The organism is Klebsiella sp. KP20-425-1 (assembly GCF_025813515.1).
Lineage (GTDB): Bacteria > Pseudomonadota > Gammaproteobacteria > Enterobacterales > Enterobacteriaceae > Klebsiella > Klebsiella pneumoniae.
Window position 1 is genome coordinate 871,732 of record NZ_CP109614.1, and the last position, 16,596, is coordinate 888,327.

A 16,596-nucleotide genomic window follows, 5' to 3' on the forward strand; every position below is an offset into this window, starting at 1 on the left:
TTTGACTGCCTTTTTATTTTGAAACAGCGTGGTGATAACGTTTTAATTTGCTACGAGCGCGAGCGGTATCATGGGCTAGCTCCATTGCTAACGATAAGAGGCCGCGATCTGAAGGGTAAAGAAAGGGTGAGCTGGCTGAACTGATGAATCTTTCCTGGGGGTTTCCACGTCCTGTACATCCCTGATCCTCTTGATGATACCCGCATGATGATGAAGGCTTGGGCTTCCGGCCACGGCAAGGCGGCTATCAATGCCGTCATGATTGATTGCCTGTTTACTGGGCAATGTCACCCCTGTAAACCAGCCTCCCTCGCCGACAACCTTCGGGAATGGCATGAGAAATTTCTCAGACAAAATACAACCTTAAGTCGTCTGGATAGCATTCACTGCAAAACTACAACAGTGATTAAACCATACTGCAAAAAGCCTGGTGATAATAGCATTGTCTGTAATAGAGCACATTACGCCGTATTTCAACGGGTAAGCTTAATCTGGTACATGCGGTTGAATGAGATGAAAACTCGTCACGGTCAACGTATACAGGAAGATATCAATGGGAGGTAGTAGAGGACAGGTAAGTATTGCGACACGGTCTGGCGGCGGGTTGGAATACTCGCTTCGGCGCGGGAAGGACTCACATCCAGGATACGCCGAAGCCTGCCGGTTCACCACTTTTCGTCACGTGCCTCCTGGCGCTTGTCGCTGCGCCAGGTGGCCTGTACGGAAAGCGATGGCAGCAGTAACCAGGGTAAGTAAGCCTCTTTTCATGGAAGTGATCCTGCTGAAGAGTACAATAAATAGCAGTTAAAGAATATTCTTGCCGGAAGCGCAGCATAATAACTGACAAAAAATGCTCGCCAAGAAATAAGTTATTTATTTTTATCTGTGATTTTTTGAGTAATTATTCCTGTTAAAAGGTATTGGTAACCAATAACGCATAAAAAGATATAGCTGTGGTATGCTCAAGATATTGAGGCATTCTGCGCTAATACGGTGTCGGGAAGATAGCGATCGGTAGATAATGCGGAGCCTGGTGACTACGAACAATCCCGTGAACAGCTTCGACAAATTCCTCACCCTTCAGCGCTGACACCTTCGCTCGCCTGTCGTAAAGTTGCTGTCAGGCGGTTTACGTTTACTACAATGGTATAACGATGACGACTCCGATTGCGCTCCGCGACTGGCGCCTGCTGGCGGCCGGGTGCGGCGGCCTTCTACTGCTGGCCGCCGCTATCACCTTGCACAGCCACTGGGGTGACTTTCTCCAGTGGTGTCTCGCCACCCAAATTACCCTGCATCGCTATCTGGTGATGTACCTTCTGTTGCTGAATAACCATCAGTACAGCGGCGGTATCTGGCTGCTGGTGGGGGCCTTTCTCTATGGCGTGCTGCACGCCGTCGGACCGGGACACGGTAAATTTATCGTGACGACCTACCTGAGCACCAATCAGGAGAGCCTGACGGCGGCGCGGGTGGTGCCCTTTCTCGGCAGCCTGTTACAGGGCGTCACTGCGATACTCTTCGTCTTTATTCTTGCGGTGGGGCTGAATCTGGCCGCCGGCTATCTTAGCGCCAGCCGCTGGTACGTCGAGAAGATCAGCGCCCTGACCATCGGCGTCTTTGGGGCTTATGTTATCTTTCGCGCTCTGCAAAGCCTGTGGCCGACAAAACAGGTGATTCGCCGTCTGACGCCAGCGCATCAGCATGACGCCTCGTGCGGCTGCGGCCATCACGGCGTGGGGCAGGATCTGCAGGGCGCTGACTGGAAGACGCGCCTTGGCGTGGTGCTGGCTATCGGCGTTCGGCCCTGTAGCGGGGCGATCATGATTTTATTATTCGCCAATGCGTTGGGGATTGTTAGCTGGGGCATCGCCGCGGTGATGAGCATGGCGCTGGGCACCGCGCTCTCGATCCTCGGTCTGTCGCTACTGGTTCACTATGCGCGCCATCGGACGGTCAAACGATTGGCCACGAATCACCGCCCGCGGCCCTGGCTGGTACCGTTGGTGAAGATCCTCGGCGGTCTGGCGCTGATCCTCTTTGCCGTGGGATTGTTTTTCAGCGTGGTGCCGATCAGCGCCAACGGCGACTTTATCGCCGCTGGCTGTTAGCCCGTTTCCAGCAGTCGCATCAACACCCGCAGCGCCTGATCCAACTGCTGGCGTTCACCGTCACTGAGTCCTGCCAGCAGTTGCCGTTCGTTGTCGACGTGGGTTTCCACTGCGGCATCGATCCGTTCGCGTCCGGCGGAAGTCAGGGCGACCAGCATACTGCGGGCATCCTCCGGATTGGGCAGGCGGGTAATAAACCCGCGTTTCTCCAGCGCCTTCAGACGATGGGTCATGGTGCCGGAGGTAATCATCAGCGTGGAGAAGAGCTGGGTGGGCGAAAGTACGAAAGGCGCTCCGGCGCGCCGCAGCGTCGCCAGCATGTCAAACTCCCAGCGCACCAGATCGTGGCGCGTAAAGGCCACTTCCACCTGCGGCTCCAGCAGCATAGCGCATCGTTTCAGGCGACCTATCGGCCCCATGGGGCTGCAGTCGAGGTCTGGCCGCTCCCGCTGCCACTGGGCGAGGATGCGATCCACGGCGTCGATCGGCGGTGATTTGTCCATTAGTGCTCACTTGTCTTGATATCAAGATACTTGGCGGTACATACTTCACTCACTAATTTACCTTGAAGTGAAGATAAAATCATGGCTTTTCTCTCACGTAATCTGATTCTCGACCTGCTGCTCACCGCGCTGGCGCCCGCTATCTGGGGGACGACCTACATCGTCACCTCCCAGTTTCTTCCCCCTGACCGCCCATTTATTGCTGCGCTGCTGAGGGTGCTGCCGGCAGGTATCGCCCTGCTGATCTGGAGCCGTCGTTTTCCGCAACGCGGCGAATGGGCAAAGCTGATCGTTACCGGCATCTTAAATATCGGCGCGTTTCAGGCGCTGTTGTTTATCGCCGCCTATCGCTTACCCGGCGGGCTGGCGGCGGTGATCGGCGCGATCCAGCCGCTGCTGGTGATGCTCCTCGCCTGGTGTGTCGACCGGCAGCGCTCGCCCTGGCTGGCGGTGTTCTCCGCCATCGCCGGCATACTCGGTATGGCCATGCTGCTGCTGTCGCCGCACACCGTACTCGACCCGCTGGGCATCGGCGCGGCGTTTCTCGGGGCGATCAGTATGGCGCTGGGCACCTGGCTCTCCCGGCGCTGGGCGCTCTCCCTGCCGATCGTCGCGCTGACCGGCTGGCAGCTGACGATCGGTGGGGTGGTGCTGGCCCCGGTGGCGCTGATCGTTGACCCTCCTTTGCATCAGGTAACAGTGCTGCAGGCGGCCGGCTATCTGTGGCTGTGCCTGGCGGGCGCCATGCTGGCCTATGGCCTGTGGTTTCGGGGGATTGGCCGCCTCTCACCGGTGGCCGTGTCGGCGATGAGTCTGCTGAGCCCGGTGACCGCCGTGGTACTGGGATGGATATTCCTCGGACAAAAGATCCAGGGGATGGCGCTGATGGGATTGATCGTGGTGCTGGCGAGCGTGCTGTCTATCCAGCGCGCGCTGGCGCGTCAGGCGGCGGGAGCAAAAACGAAAAAAGCCCCGTAACGGGGCTCGACATTGCTGCGTGCGGGGTGGGCGGCGGGAGCCAGACCAGCCACCCGCAGGCGGCCTGTCCGGCAGCTCCCTCTGCAACCATTCGCTTATTTAGACAGCTCGGCGGTCATATGGACCTGGTTGCCGGTGTACGCTTCGGTAATGTGATAGGAAGCGCCTTGTTCTTTCGCAATGGTTGCGATTTTCGCTTCTGCGCTGTCCAGGGTGTCTGCTGTCACGCTCACCGGATGAGCGAAGCTAGCGAAAGAGACCAGGGAGAGCATACCGGCAGCGGCGAGTAATTTTACGTTTTTCATGGTGTTTGTCCTTTTAACTTTTATGGTGGAAAGCATGTTTGCTTTCGATGGACTTATAATAAGCCTGCTAACTATAACGCGCGTGGCAAAAAGTGCGATTTAGATCACATTTTTATGGCGGTTTGATGGCGTAAACATGATCGTTTATCTATTTTTTAGTTTAAAAACAATGGATTAATGATTTGTTTCTGAAAGGGGGGATCACATGGGCTGCCCTTGTTCAGGGAGAGGAATGCGCCTCATTCATGCTTTCACCATTCGTTGTGTGAATGGTTTGGTGCTGTTTTCACCACCGCAAAGGCAGATTCAGACTTATCGCGATGGCCTTCCGAGGGCTTTTTCTGCATGCTGTTGCGGTCACTTTCTCTCGCTCTGGCGTTAGGCTTGCTGCGCTGTAAACAACCACCCTCGCGTTTTCATCTATCAATGGCTGTTTATTAATAGTCGATGGTTATCTGTTATATAACTTAATGAAACGTGAACAAATGTATATTTGTCGGCGAATAAATAGCATTCTTTGACGCCGATAGCACCAGCGAACTTATATTTTTAGGTTCGTTACCTGACGCCTTAAATATTGCGGCTCCCGGTCAGTCGAAGATTCTATTAGCAGTGGCATAAATCAGCATCGCCTGATGTTTCTGGTTCTATGCGAATTCACAGTGTGCTCATTGATTCGTAATTCACTCTGACAAGGAAATGGCAATGAAAAAGGTTCTTCTCTCTGCAGCAATGGCAACCGCGTTTTTTGGCATGACTGCTGCCCATGCAGCTGATACCAATGTTGGCGGCGGCCAGGTTAATTTCTTCGGTAAAGTTACCGATGTATCCTGTACTGTTTCCGTTAACGGCCAGGGCAGCGATGCGAACGTTTACCTGTCTCCGGTAACCCTGACTGAAGTTAAAGCGGCAGCAGCGGATACTTACCTGAAACCGAAATCTTTCACCATTGACGTCTCTAACTGCCAGGCTGCTGATGGCACTAAACAGGATGACGTAAGCAAACTGGGCGTGAACTGGACCGGCGGTAACCTGCTGGCTGGCGCAACCAGCAAACAACAGGGCTACCTGGCGAACACCGAAGCTTCCGGTGCTCAGAACATCCAGCTGGTGCTGTCTACTGACAACGCTACCGCGCTGACCAACAAAATCATCCCGGGTGACAGCACTCAGCCGAAAGCGAAAGGCGACGCTTCCGCTGTAGCTGATGGCGCGCGTTTCACCTACTACGTAGGCTACGCCACCAGCGCGCCGACCACGGTAACCACCGGTGTGGTTAACAGCTACGCGACTTACGAAATTACTTACCAGTAATTCCGTCAGAAAATAAAACTGCCCCGCGATGGGGCAGTTAATAACAATAATAAAGCGGCAATGTCCGCCGCTTGTATTTTTATTCTGAGGTCAGCATGAAGCGTATTGCCCTTTTTTTCTGTTTCATTTTTAGTTTTGCGGCCCATGCCAACAATATTATTGTTAACGGTACCCGCTTTATTTATCCAGGAAATGAAAAAGAAATAACGGTACAGCTTTCAAATAACGCCGACCGTCCGGCGCTGGCGCAGGCCTGGCTGGATAACGGCGATGCCGATGCCACACCGGATACCATTACCACCCCGTTTATTATCACCCCGCCGATTTCGCGCGTTGACGCCAAGAGCGGCCAGACGCTGCGTATTAAGCTCGGCAGCAGCGCCGGTCTGGCGAAAGATAAAGAGACGCTGTGGTGGCTGAATCTGCTGGAAATTCCGCCGGTGGTGGCCAATCAGAAAAATGAAGGCCAGAACGTGCTGCAGCTGGCGATCCGTTCGCGCTTTAAATTTATTTATCGTCCTGCCGGACTGGGCAACCGCGATGCGGCGGCCGAGAAGCTGACCCTGACCGCCAGCGGCAGTAGTCTCGCCATCAACAACCCGACGCCGTTCTACATTACCGTCAGCCGTATTTCCCGCGACGGCGGTAAAGCCCTGAACAGTAAAACCGTGATGCTGGCGCCGCAGTCCAGCCAGACGGTGGCGCTCTCCTCCGCCGTCAACCGCGGCGAAACCCTGACCGTTAACAACATTAATGACTATGGCGCCGATGTCGCAGTGAAAGTGGCCGTTAAATAAGGGAAAAGCTAATGAAGCAGAGGTCATTCTGCCCGGGAAGATTAAGCACCGCGATCGCCATCGCGCTGTGCTGCTTTCCGCCATTTTCCAGCGGACAGGAAAACCCGGGAACGGTATATCAGTTTAACGACGGCTTTATTGTCGGCAGTCGCGAAAAGGTCGATCTGTCGCGCTTTTCGACCAGCGCGATTACCGAAGGCACTTACTCCCTTGACGTCTACACCAACGACGAGTGGAAAGGGCGCTACGATTTACGCATCGCGCGCGATAAAGATGGTCGGCTGGGCGTCTGCTACACCAAAGCGATGCTGGCCCAATATGGCATCGCGGCGGAAAAGCTCAATCCGCAGCTGAGCGAGCAGGAGGGCTACTGCGGTAGCCTCAAATCCTGGCGCAACGAAGAAAACGTCAAAGACAACCTGGTCCAGTCCTCCCTGCGGTTGAACATTTCGGTACCGCAGATCTATGAAGATCAACGCCTGAAAAACTATGTCAGCCCGGAGTTCTGGGACAAAGGTATTACCGCGCTCAATCTTGGCTGGATGGCGAACGCCTGGAACAGCCATACCTCTTCGGTAGGCGGGTCGGATAACAGCAGCGCCTATCTGGGCGTCAACGCCGGACTGTCGTGGGACGGCTGGCTGCTGAAGCACATCGGCAACCTGAACTGGCAGCAGCAGCAGGGTAAAGCGCACTGGAACAGCAACCAGACCTATCTCCAGCGCCCTATCCCACAGCTCAACTCCATCGTCAGCGGCGGGCAGATTTTCACCAATGGTGAATTTTTCGACACCATCGGTCTGCGCGGGGTTAATCTTTCCACCGATGACAATATGTTCCCGGACGGCATGCGCTCGTATGCTCCGGAAATTCGCGGCGTGGCGCAGAGCAACGCCCTCGTCACCGTGCGCCAGGGCAGCAATATTATCTATCAGACCACCGTTCCGCCCGGACCGTTTACCCTGCAGGATGTCTATCCTTCCGGCTATGGCAGCGATCTTGAGGTCTCGGTGAAAGAAGCGGATGGCTCGGTAGAAGTGTTTAGCGTGCCTTACGCCTCCGTCGCCCAGCTGCTGCGCCCGGGCATGACCCGCTACGCGCTCTCCGCCGGTAAAGTGGACGACAGCGCGCTGCGCAACAAGCCGATGCTCTATCAGGCGACCTGGCAGCACGGGATCAACAACCTGTTGACCGGCTACACCGGGGTCACCGGTTTTGACGACTATCAGGCCTTCCTGGTGGGGACCGGGATGAACACCGGCATCGGCGCGCTCTCTTTTGACGTCACCCATTCGCGGTTGAAGAGCGATGCCCATGATGACTCGGGTCAGAGCTATCGCGCGACCTTTAACCGCATGTTTACCGATACCCAGACCAGCATCGTGTTGGCGGCGTATCGCTACTCGACGAAAGGTTATTACAACCTCAACGACGCGCTGTACGCCGTCGATCAGGAAAAAAATAGTCGCAGCAACTACACCCTGTGGCGGCAAAAAAACGGCATGACCTTCACGGTGAACCAGAACCTGCCGGACGGCTGGGGCGGGTTTTATCTCAGCGGCCGTATCTCCGATTACTGGAACCGCTCCGGGACCGAGAAGCAGTATCAGGTCAGCTACAACAATTCATTTGGTCGTCTCTCCTGGTCGGCGAGCGCGCAGCGCGTCTATACGCCAGACAGCTCCGGTCATCGTCGCGACGATCGTATTTCACTCAACTTCAGCTACCCGCTGTGGTTTGGCGATAACCGCACCGCCAACCTGACGTCGAACACCTCGTTCAATAACTCGCGCTTTGCCAGCTCGCAGATTGGTATCAACGGTTCGCTGGACAGTGAAAACAACCTTAACTACGGCGTGTCGACCACCACCGCCACCGGCGGTCAGCATGATGTGGCGCTCAACGGCAGCTACCGTACGCCATGGACCACCCTCAACGGCAGCTACAGCCAGGGCGAAGGCTATCGTCAGAGCGGCATTGGCGCCAGCGGGACGATGATCGCCCACAGCGGCGGCGTGGTGCTCTCACCGGAAAGCGGCTCGACGATGGCCCTGATTGAAGCCAAAGACGCGGCCGGGGCGATGCTTCCGGGATCGCCGGGCACCCGTGTGGACAGCAATGGTTACGCCATCCTGCCGTATCTGCGCCCGTACCGGATTAACGCCGTGGAAATCGACCCGAAAGGCAGCCATGACGACGTGGCCTTCGATCGCACCGTGGCGCAGGTTGTGCCGTGGGAAGGCAGCGTGGTTAAGGTCGCGTTCGGCACTAAGGTGCAGAACAACCTCACCCTGCAGGCGCGCCAGGCGAACCACGAGCCGTTGCCGTTTGCGGCAAGTATTTTCTCCCCCGACGGCAAGGAGATCGGCGTTGTCGGCCAGGGCAGCATGATGTTTATCAGCGATGCGAACGCCAAACGCGCGATTGTGAAGTGGAGCGGCGGGCAGTGTTCGGTGGATCTGGGACAGCAAACAACAAAGGATAGCGTATGTCGCTGAGGAAATTACTAACGCTTTTTATCGTCTTAATGGCGCTGGGAACCACCTCGTCCTGGGCCTCCTGTACGCGTCTCTCATCGCCAACGGTGATGCTGGACATGGTGGTGGGCAGGGTGGTGGTGCCCCCGGATCTGCCGGTGGGCTCGGTGATCCTTACCCGCGACTGGACGATGAGCGCTCCCGGCGGGGCAAGCTATCGCTGTACTTCCGGCACCAACCGCTTTGCGGCGAAGATCGTGTCGCCAGGGGCCACGGACCTTGGAAATAAAATCTACTCCACCAACGTGCCGGGAATCGGCATGCGTTTCAGCCGCGGCGGCGCAACGGTAAATATCGTCTATCCCGACGTCTTTTCGTCCCGGGTATATAACACCACCAACTATTCCCTCGAAGGGTCGCGCTTTACGCTGCAGATTATCAAAACCGCGGCAACCACCGGCAGCGGCACCCTGGCGGCGGGTAAGTACACCTCCTACGACTGGGAGAGCGGCGGTAACCCGATCCTCGAAACCTATCTGAGCGCCAACGCCATCACCGTGGTCTCGCCCTCCTGTTCGGTGCTGAGCGGGAAAAATATGAATGTCGATGTGGGTTCCATCCGGCGCACCGACCTGAAAGGGGTCGGCACCACCGCCGGCGGGAAGGATTTTAATATCGACCTGCAGTGCAGCGGCGGCCTGAGTGAAACGGGATATGCCAACATTAGCACCTCGTTCTCCGGTACCCTGGCCACCAGCACTACCGCTACCATGGGCGCCTTGCTGAATGAAAAAGCCGGCAGCGGGATGGCGAAAGGCATTGGCATCCAGGTGCTGAAGGATGGCTCCCCGCTGCAGTTTAATAAGAAATACACCGTCGGCCGCTTGAATAATCAGGAGACCCGCTACATCACCATACCGCTGCACGCGCGTTTTTATCAGTATGGCCCGACGACCAGCACCGGCGAGGTGGAGTCGCATATGATCTTTAACCTGACGTACGATTAATACGGGAGGGGGAATGAAGGGATTGCCGAAAAACACTATCGCGTGGCTGCTATTTTGCGGCAGCCTCGCCGCCCCCTCGGCGTGGGGTTTTGAGACCAATTACGATCGCGGACGGGTCGATTTTGCCGGGCGGGTGACGGATATTTCCTGTAGCGTCGCGCTAAACGGCGGCCAGCATGCCGGCAGCGGTAATGTCTGGCTGGCGCCGGTCAGCCTGGCGGAAGTCCACGATCGCGGGGCCGGGGCGTTTATGAAACCGCAGCCGTTTACCCTGGCACTGTCAAACTGCCAGCTGCGCCATGATGGTGGGGCAGCCTCGCAGGATGAGGTGCGTCGGGTCAGCGTGCGCTGGGTCGATGGTTTTTTACTGACGGCGGTCGGTAACGAAAACGCCGGGTATCTGGCCAATACCTTGCCGGATGGAGCGCAGAATATTTATCTGGCCCTATCGACTAACGATAATAATACTCTGGATAAGAGTAATAAAATTGTCCCGGCGGACCCGCAGCAAAATCAGGTGCGTTTGCAGGAAAGCGCGGTCAGCGGCGGCCTGTTCACCTATTACGTTGGCTATGTTTCGCCAACGCCGAAAAGCGCCACCAGCGGGCCGATTACCAGCTGGGCAACGTGGGAATTAGTTTATAATTAAGTGACGTTAAAAAGCCGGGAATTCCCGGCTTTTTTTACATGGCAATATCATCGGCGACCAGTTGTTCAATACTGACTTCCCGCCAGTAATGTCCCTGGATAGCAAACCACTCCATTCCCTGCAGCCATTCTTTATGGGCTTCGCTTTCGACACCTTCAATAATCACATTATGATGGTTGCGCGATAAAAAGGTCACCAGCGCATCCATCAGCTGGCGGCCGGACTCTTTGCGCATCAGGTGCCAGAAAAAATCCTTATCAATTTTCACATAGTCAAAGTGATAACCGCGAATAGCGTTAATTCCCGCGTAGCCGGAGCCGAAGTCGTCGAGCCACAGTGAGGTATCCTGTGGGCTCTGCCAGGCGGCAAGAGAATTATGCAGCAGATTCTCGGCGTTTTCGGTTACCTCGAAATGGACGCAGGTCAGGGCGGCGACTTTGGCTTTTATATCCTTCTGGCGCAACAGGTTCAGGATATGGTCATCAACGTTAATTGTTGCGGAAATATGGTTACGTAAAAACCAGGCTTTATGCTTTTCAATCAGTGCCAGTTGTTCGAGGAAAATACGTTCACGAACGGCGGCGGTAGCATGGCGGAAAAAATCTTCGGGGGAAATAGAAAGATTATCAAAGCGGCTTAAGCATTCCACCGCGACCAGAGTACCTTGTGGGGAAAACATTTTCTGAAAGACGTAGCGTACAGCGATATCATTACGAGATAAAATGTTGTCTTCGAATATTTTAGTGTTCATTATCCCTCTTCACGAGGTTAGTCAGACAATAGGCAGAGGATACATTAATTATAGGCTACCTGATGATTAATGGGAATGGCGGGAAATGTAAATCAACAGCGAATAAGTACGCTTTATCCGCTACTGATTTACCGGGAGAACATTTAGCATTGATGGAGAGCGGCAATACGCTGATTCATAGTGCGGGAGTTATCAATACCCAGTTTTTGCATGATATGGATGCGGTGGCTATGAACCGTTTTATGAGCAATGCCGAGCAGGGCGGCAATACGCTTATTATTATTGTTGGCAATGAGCAGTTCGAGGATCTGACACTCCCGTGGTGAAAGCTGTTTGCGCAATCCTCGCGGCGGCAGTTCGCTGACGCCTTTGGCGCGCTGGACGATAGATGAAAAAAGAGTTAGCGGAGATTTCTCACTAATAATCATAGCGTTGTCAAAGTTTATCAACTCTCTGCACAGCCCGACAATGTCGCTTTTCACCATTAGCACCGGCTGCTGGCAGCGCAGCAGGGAAAGGCGGAGCGCATTCAGCAGATCGACGATTCTGATGGCAGAAATATCCTTATTAATTAAATTGAAAATAATCGTCTGGGCCAGTGGCAGATGTTTCTCATGGATGACATCGGCATAACTCAGTCGGGTGGCATTTTCATGGCTATCAATAAGGTAGTGATAGATTGAGTGACCAATGAGATTGTCATTGGTGTACAGCAATATACTGTCCAAGGTTGTCAGATTCTCTTTTTGCGCTTGGCTTCTAAGATCAGGTCCAGCAGTATCTTCTCTATTCTGCGCTGGTCATCGAGATGGCGGAACTTAAACTGGCAGGATATCTGATAGTAGCTCTCACTCTCTTCATTAGCGTTATCCAGGGTGATAACAATGACATTTTTGACCACCAGGTCGATGGTGATCTCGCCATATTCTGCAAGCATCAGTACGGCGTTTTTCAGTAAGGCGTTGTGGCTGAGGAATTTAAGATTCGGCGTTTTGGTCATCAATGCGCAACCGCCATCTGAAATGTCTTTGATATCGAAAAGATAGTTTTCGCCGTTTTTATGGCGGCCGCGGCAATAAAAGTCATGCTCATGGCGTAAACGAAAGCGGGGATCGCGGCGACGCTGCACTACCTGCAGGCATTCAGGCAATGAAAAAGCGTAGCGGATACCTTTATCGACACCGCTATTGTCATGTTTTGTCAGGGCCGCATTAAACTCTATTTTCCCTGAATCGCTATGCAGGAGAAAGCGAATTTTATGCCCGGACGGGATTTTGCGATGGGTCTGAATATGAAACTCGGCAAAGTCCACGCGCGTCAGTTGGGTTATGATACTGGTGTTGTTAAAAAATATTTCAATTTCAGTACGTTTGCGCAACTCCTCTCTGAAAATAGCAATAATTTCATACTTACTGGTCTTTATCGTTCCCTCTGTCATATGCATCCCTTGTAAATAGTTGTCGTGAGGCGTTTGATTTTTCTTATAGCAATAGCAACATTCTGATTGGGTTAATCAGATGTTTTTATGAGCGTTTGATGTTATTGACTATCTTTGCAGCCAGATTGATATGTATAAACTTGGAATTTGATATTGTATTTCCTGTAATCAAGAGTTTCGAATTTTGGTCATGACAAAAACGACAACGGCCTCCAAGCTGGAGACCGGTCGAAGGATAAAAACTTAAGTTTAATTAACGGGGATAATGAGAGAACGATCGTCGATCACGCCCCATTTGTAGGATCTATAGTGCCAGTAGCGGTGAGGTTTTTCCAGGCAAATATTGAGGAGGGATAGGGTTCCCTCCATTTTGTCTGGCAGGTCAGCGGCGCGCGGCGGTGGCGATATTATCGAGGGTGCGCAGCGCTTCCGCGGGCAGGACCAGCTCGGCAGCGGCAATATTTTCCGCGAGGTGCGTGCGGGAGGAGGTGCCGGGGATCAGCAGAATATTTGGCGCTCGCTGGAGCAGCCAGGCGAGGGCGACCTGCATCGGCGTCGCCTCAAGCGAAGCCGCGACCTCGTTCAACTCCTGCGCCTGCAACGGCGTAAAACCGCCCAGCGGGAAAAAGGGCACCCAGGCGATGTGCTGGGCGGCCAGCGCATCCACCAGCGCGTCGTCGGCGCGATGGGCAACGTTATAAAGATTTTGCACGCAGACGATGGGCGTCATTTTCTGCGCATCCGCGACCTGCTTTGCCGTCACGTTGCTGAGGCCGATATGGCGGATTAATCCTCGCTCTTTCAGTTCCAGCAGGGTGGCGAGTGGCGCCTCCAGCGAACCCTCCACCGGGCCGTGCGGGCTCAGCATACTGCGCAGATTAACCACTTCCAGTACCTCAAGCCCCAGGTGACGCAAATTGTCTTCAACGGCCTGGGTCAGTTCGGCGGGCGACATGGCCGGTAGCCAGTTGCCTTTCTCGTCACGGCGGGCGCTGACCTTGGTGACAATGCACAGATCGTCAGGGTAGGGGTGGAGCGCTTTGCGGATCAACTGATTGGTGACATGTGGACCGTAGAAATCAGAGGTATCGATATGGTTTATCCCGGCCTCGACGGCGGCCTGTAGTACGCGCACCGCTTCTTCAGGATCTTTGGGCGGGCCGAAGACACCGGGGCCGGCCAGCTGCATCGCGCCGTAACCTAAGCGATAGACCTGGCGATCGCCGAGCGTGCCGCGACCGGATAAGGTGACACTGGACATAAGAACTCTCCTCACGGTGGCTAAGCCGTAAGTGTAATCCGCTCACAAGGAAGGCAAGGGGGAGAATATTGTCAGAATGTGCGACAGCAGCTCAGGCAGCCGCTGTCGCCAGAGGGGATTAGCCGAAGAACATCACCGACACGCAGAGCAGGCCAACCACCAGCGTAATGGCGTTACCCACCGAGCGGTACGGCTTCAGCGCCGGAATGAGCCATGTCGACAGCGTGGGCATAATAAACAGGATCATGGCGATAAGCGGTCCGCTGATAGCGTAGATCATTGAGATCGCATTCGGGTTGATAAAGCACACCGCAAAAGTGAAGGCGGAGACCAGCAGGATCGACATCGCGCGGTTGAAAGCGCGGCTCTTACGCACGCCCAGCAGGCCCAGCGAGCTTTTGACGATTTCGCTGGCGCCCTCAATCACTCCGAAGTAGGTTCCGAGAAACGACTTCGACATAGCGACGACGGCGACGATGATGCCGGTCACCGCCAGCCATCCCGGCGCGCCTGGCACCATCGACAGGGCGGAGAGGATAGTCACCCCCTGATCGCGGGCGGTCTCTATATAGGTTGCCGGGATCGCCAGCAGACAACTGAAGACAAAAAACAGCACGCTGGCGCAGATGATGGTGTAGGCCACCTTCATGATTTTTTTGCATTTACCCATGGCCAGGTCGCCGTGTTTCTCCTGCTGATCGATAGCAAAAGTCGAGATGATCGGCGTATGGCTAAAAGCGAAAACCATCACGGGAATAGAGATCCAGACCTGGTGGAGCGTCTGCGGGCTGAACTGCATCTGGCTGGTGAGATGCTCCGGATGCCAGTCGCGGATTAAATAGAGGGAGAGAAACAGGAAACAGGCGATAAGCGGGAAGACCAGAAAGCCCATCACCTTGATGGTGACCTGCCGTCCCATGAGAAAGATCAGGTTGAGGACCAGCACGACCCCCAGACTCAGCAGCGCACGCAGCCCTGGGGTCATCGGCGTGCGATGCGCCACCTGTTCGGCCAGCGAGTTGGTGATGGCCACGGCGTAGATGAGCACCACCACAAAGAAGGCAAGGAAATAGAGGCCGGTGATCAGGTTGCCAATTTTCTTACCATAGTAGTGATTAACTGCGCCGGTGATCCCGGTTCCCGGCGCGATATTGGCCGAGAGAATAAACTGGCTCAGCGCTTTGTGGGGCCAGTAAGTGAGCGGCCAGGCGACCAGCGCGGTGATGAACAGCACAATGGCGCCAGCCGAACCCAGCTGGATCGGTAGAAATAGCGTCCCAGCGCCTACTGCAGTGCCATATAAGGCAAAACTCCATAGAGTTTCTTCTTTAGACCAAATTTTAGACATTATGCGACTTTATCAACCGTCAAACCAAAAAAAAGGAGTGCAATTTACCATATTTATGGTTCGTCTGTTGCGATAGTTTTTGGTGATAAAGTCGCGGCGGATCGTCGAAGATCCGCGCCGGGATTAACCGCGCGCCGTCTGGCGCGGGCGGCGGTGACGAATAACGCGCTCGCGCAGGGTGTCCCATACCCAGTTAAAGGCCATGGTGTAGGGCAGGAAGAAAAGCATAAAACCGATCTCCAGCATAAACGCCTGCAGCAGCGAGACGCCCAGCACGATCGCCACCATGGTGACGCCAATGATGACGAATCCGGTTTCGAAACCGAGCGCGTGCAGGGCGCGTACTTTCAGCTGGCGGGGGAAGCGGGAGACCGGCCACAGGCGATCGAACGCCGCGTTATAGATAATGTTCCATACCATCGCCAGGGTGGCGAGCAGAATGCTCAGTCCGCCCATCTCCACTACCGAGCGCTGCATCAGCCAGGCGGCGGTAGGGGCGAGGATCAGCGTCGCCAGTCCTTCGAAGGTGATGGCGTGGATAACGCGTTCGGTGAGCGTCTTGCGCTGATGTGGGGTCTGTTGCATGGCGAGCTACCTCCAGTTTTAGCCTGAACAGGAAATTACCCGGCAGTTTATGGAAAAATATGATAAACAAAAGATAGGACCCATCGATATTGTAGATACATCATGCGTTATTCACCGGAAGCCTTAACCGCCTTTGTCGAGGCGGTCGACAGCGGATCGTTCTCCGCCGCCGCCCGCCGCCTGCGTAAAAGTCAGTCGACGATCAGTACCGCCATCGCCAATCTGGAGGCCGATCTCGGTGTAATCCTCTTTGACAGGGCAACGCGGCAACCGACGCTGACCCCGCAGGGGGAGCAGGTGCTGAGCTATGTCAAAGCGATTCTTGCCGCCAGCGAGCGGCTGGACGAACTGGCTGTGTCGCTGTCCGGCGAGACGGAGCCGCGGCTGACCTTCGTGCTCTCCGATACTCTGCACCCGGACGTGCTGGAAGATCTGCTGGTGCAGTTTGACCGCCGCTTTCCTCATACCGAGTTTGAGTGTTTGATTGGCGAAGACGAGGATGTGATCGATCTCCTGCAAAAATCCCGCGCCCAGGTGGGGCTGATTGAGGCGAGGGAGCGCTACCCCACCGATATCGGCAGCACCCGCCTGCCGCTGCAGACGGCGATGGGCATTTATGTAGCCCCTGGCCATCCGCTGGCGGCGCAGGGTAAGGTCGCCTGGGATGAGCTGCGCAGCTGGCGCGAGCTGCGTTTGAGCACCTTTCTGGCCAGCGCCACCGAACCTGCCGCAGGCCAGGTCTGGTCGGCGCCAAACTACTTGCTGCTGCTCAGCATGGCGGCGCAGGGGTTCGGCTGGTGCATTCTGCCCAGCGCGCTGGTGGCGGAGTTTGCGCCGCAGGGCGGGCTGGTGGCGCTCGATATCCCCGGCTGGCCGCGGGCGATTTCAGTCGATCTGCTGTGGAATAAGAAAGCGCCGCCGGGAGCGGCCGGCAGCTGGCTGCGTCAGCATCTGCAGCGGCGTGAACGTTAACGAATAGCTATTTCTTTGTGATTGGCTTCACTTTTTTTAAACAATTACAAAGTTTTTTGATAACAATTATCTAGTATATCGCTGTTTCTTTGCGCAAATG

At 55.0% G+C, this 16,596-nt stretch carries 17 protein-coding genes; 8 read left to right on the forward strand and 9 right to left on the reverse strand.

Going from position 1 to position 16,596, the window contains the following annotated elements; genetic code table 11:
* Window positions 1-87: 87 nt before the first annotated feature.
* On the reverse strand, window positions 88-336 hold the full coding sequence (locus OHJ17_RS26380) for a hypothetical protein (protein WP_002916186.1): 249 nt from the start codon (window positions 334-336) through the stop codon (window positions 88-90).
* A gap of 818 nt (window positions 337-1,154) precedes the next feature.
* Here OHJ17_RS26380 and OHJ17_RS04385 point away from each other — a divergent pair.
* Window positions 1,155-2,111: a nickel/cobalt transporter gene (locus OHJ17_RS04385; protein WP_002916185.1), complete on the forward strand. Its 957-nt coding sequence runs from the start codon at window positions 1,155-1,157 to the stop codon at window positions 2,109-2,111.
* Here the strand turns inward: OHJ17_RS04385 and OHJ17_RS04390 are convergent.
* Window positions 2,108-2,614 carry a MarR family winged helix-turn-helix transcriptional regulator gene (locus tag OHJ17_RS04390; RefSeq protein WP_002916184.1) on the reverse strand — a complete coding sequence of 169 codons (507 nt, stop codon included), beginning with the start codon at window positions 2,612-2,614 and terminating at the stop codon, window positions 2,108-2,110. The two genes, OHJ17_RS04385 and OHJ17_RS04390, sit on opposite strands and share 4 nt — an antisense overlap.
* An 81-nt stretch (window positions 2,615-2,695) precedes the next feature.
* Between OHJ17_RS04390 and OHJ17_RS04395 the strand changes: the two genes are divergently transcribed.
* Window positions 2,696-3,592: an EamA family transporter gene (locus tag OHJ17_RS04395; protein ID WP_004151952.1), complete on the forward strand. Its 897-nt coding sequence runs from the start codon at window positions 2,696-2,698 to the stop codon at window positions 3,590-3,592.
* A 95-nt stretch (window positions 3,593-3,687) separates the two neighbouring features.
* Here the strand turns inward: OHJ17_RS04395 and OHJ17_RS04400 are convergent, their stop codons facing one another.
* A complete protein-coding gene (locus OHJ17_RS04400) occupies window positions 3,688-3,897 on the reverse strand; it encodes a YdgH/BhsA/McbA family protein (RefSeq protein ID WP_002916131.1) in 210 nt (69 codons plus the stop codon).
* A 705-nt stretch (window positions 3,898-4,602) separates the two neighbouring features.
* On the opposite strand from OHJ17_RS04400, the gene mrkA reads away from it, so the two are divergent.
* The 5 genes from mrkA (at window position 4,603) to mrkF (ending at window position 10,141) form a co-directional block, all read left to right on the forward strand.
* Complete coding sequence (gene mrkA / locus OHJ17_RS04405) at window positions 4,603-5,211, forward strand: type 3 fimbria major subunit MrkA (RefSeq protein WP_000756959.1); 609 nt, start codon at window positions 4,603-4,605, stop codon at window positions 5,209-5,211.
* Window positions 5,212-5,306: 95 nt separating this feature from the next.
* Window positions 5,307-6,008 (forward strand): type 3 fimbria chaperone MrkB, encoded by a 702-nt coding sequence (mrkB, locus tag OHJ17_RS04410; protein ID WP_000820818.1) that lies wholly within the window; start codon window positions 5,307-5,309, stop codon window positions 6,006-6,008.
* A gap of 11 nt (window positions 6,009-6,019) precedes the next feature.
* Window positions 6,020-8,506 carry a type 3 fimbria usher protein MrkC gene (gene mrkC / locus OHJ17_RS04415; RefSeq protein WP_000813718.1) on the forward strand — a complete coding sequence of 829 codons (2,487 nt, stop codon included), beginning with the start codon at window positions 6,020-6,022 and terminating at the stop codon, window positions 8,504-8,506.
* Window positions 8,497-9,492, forward strand: coding sequence for a type 3 fimbria adhesin subunit MrkD (gene mrkD, locus OHJ17_RS04420; RefSeq protein ID WP_002916123.1), 996 nt, complete (start codon window positions 8,497-8,499; stop codon window positions 9,490-9,492). Before mrkC ends, mrkD begins: the two co-directional genes overlap by 10 nt.
* 13 nt (window positions 9,493-9,505) lie before the next feature.
* Window positions 9,506-10,141 carry a type 3 fimbria minor subunit MrkF gene (mrkF, locus tag OHJ17_RS04425; protein ID WP_002916122.1) on the forward strand — a complete coding sequence of 212 codons (636 nt, stop codon included), beginning with the start codon at window positions 9,506-9,508 and terminating at the stop codon, window positions 10,139-10,141.
* Window positions 10,142-10,175: 34 nt separating this feature from the next.
* On the opposite strand, the gene mkrJ is transcribed toward mrkF, so the two are convergent.
* From mkrJ to OHJ17_RS04455, 6 genes are all read right to left on the reverse strand, one after another.
* Complete coding sequence (gene mkrJ / locus OHJ17_RS04430) at window positions 10,176-10,892, reverse strand: cyclic-di-GMP phosphodiesterase MrkJ (protein WP_004144002.1); 717 nt, start codon at window positions 10,890-10,892, stop codon at window positions 10,176-10,178.
* A gap of 143 nt (window positions 10,893-11,035) precedes the next feature.
* Complete coding sequence (gene mrkI / locus OHJ17_RS04435; RefSeq protein WP_002916079.1) at window positions 11,036-11,608, reverse strand: transcriptional regulator MrkI; 573 nt, start codon at window positions 11,606-11,608, stop codon at window positions 11,036-11,038.
* 17 nt (window positions 11,609-11,625) lie between these two features.
* A complete protein-coding gene (gene mrkH, locus OHJ17_RS04440) occupies window positions 11,626-12,330 on the reverse strand; it encodes a transcriptional activator MrkH (protein WP_004152886.1) in 705 nt (234 codons plus the stop codon).
* A 382-nt stretch (window positions 12,331-12,712) separates the two neighbouring features.
* Window positions 12,713-13,591 carry an aldo/keto reductase family oxidoreductase gene (locus OHJ17_RS04445; protein WP_002916061.1) on the reverse strand — a complete coding sequence of 293 codons (879 nt, stop codon included), beginning with the start codon at window positions 13,589-13,591 and terminating at the stop codon, window positions 12,713-12,715.
* 118 nt (window positions 13,592-13,709) lie between these two features.
* Window positions 13,710-14,939 (reverse strand): amino acid permease, encoded by a 1,230-nt coding sequence (locus OHJ17_RS04450; protein ID WP_002916058.1) that lies wholly within the window; start codon window positions 14,937-14,939, stop codon window positions 13,710-13,712.
* 123 nt (window positions 14,940-15,062) lie between these two features.
* Window positions 15,063-15,524, reverse strand: coding sequence for a multidrug/biocide efflux PACE transporter (locus OHJ17_RS04455; RefSeq protein ID WP_002916056.1), 462 nt, complete (start codon window positions 15,522-15,524; stop codon window positions 15,063-15,065).
* A gap of 102 nt (window positions 15,525-15,626) precedes the next feature.
* Between OHJ17_RS04455 and OHJ17_RS04460 the strand changes: the two genes are divergently transcribed.
* A complete protein-coding gene (locus OHJ17_RS04460) occupies window positions 15,627-16,496 on the forward strand; it encodes a LysR family transcriptional regulator (RefSeq protein ID WP_002916055.1) in 870 nt (289 codons plus the stop codon).
* The last annotated feature ends 100 nt before the right edge of the window (window positions 16,497-16,596 follow it).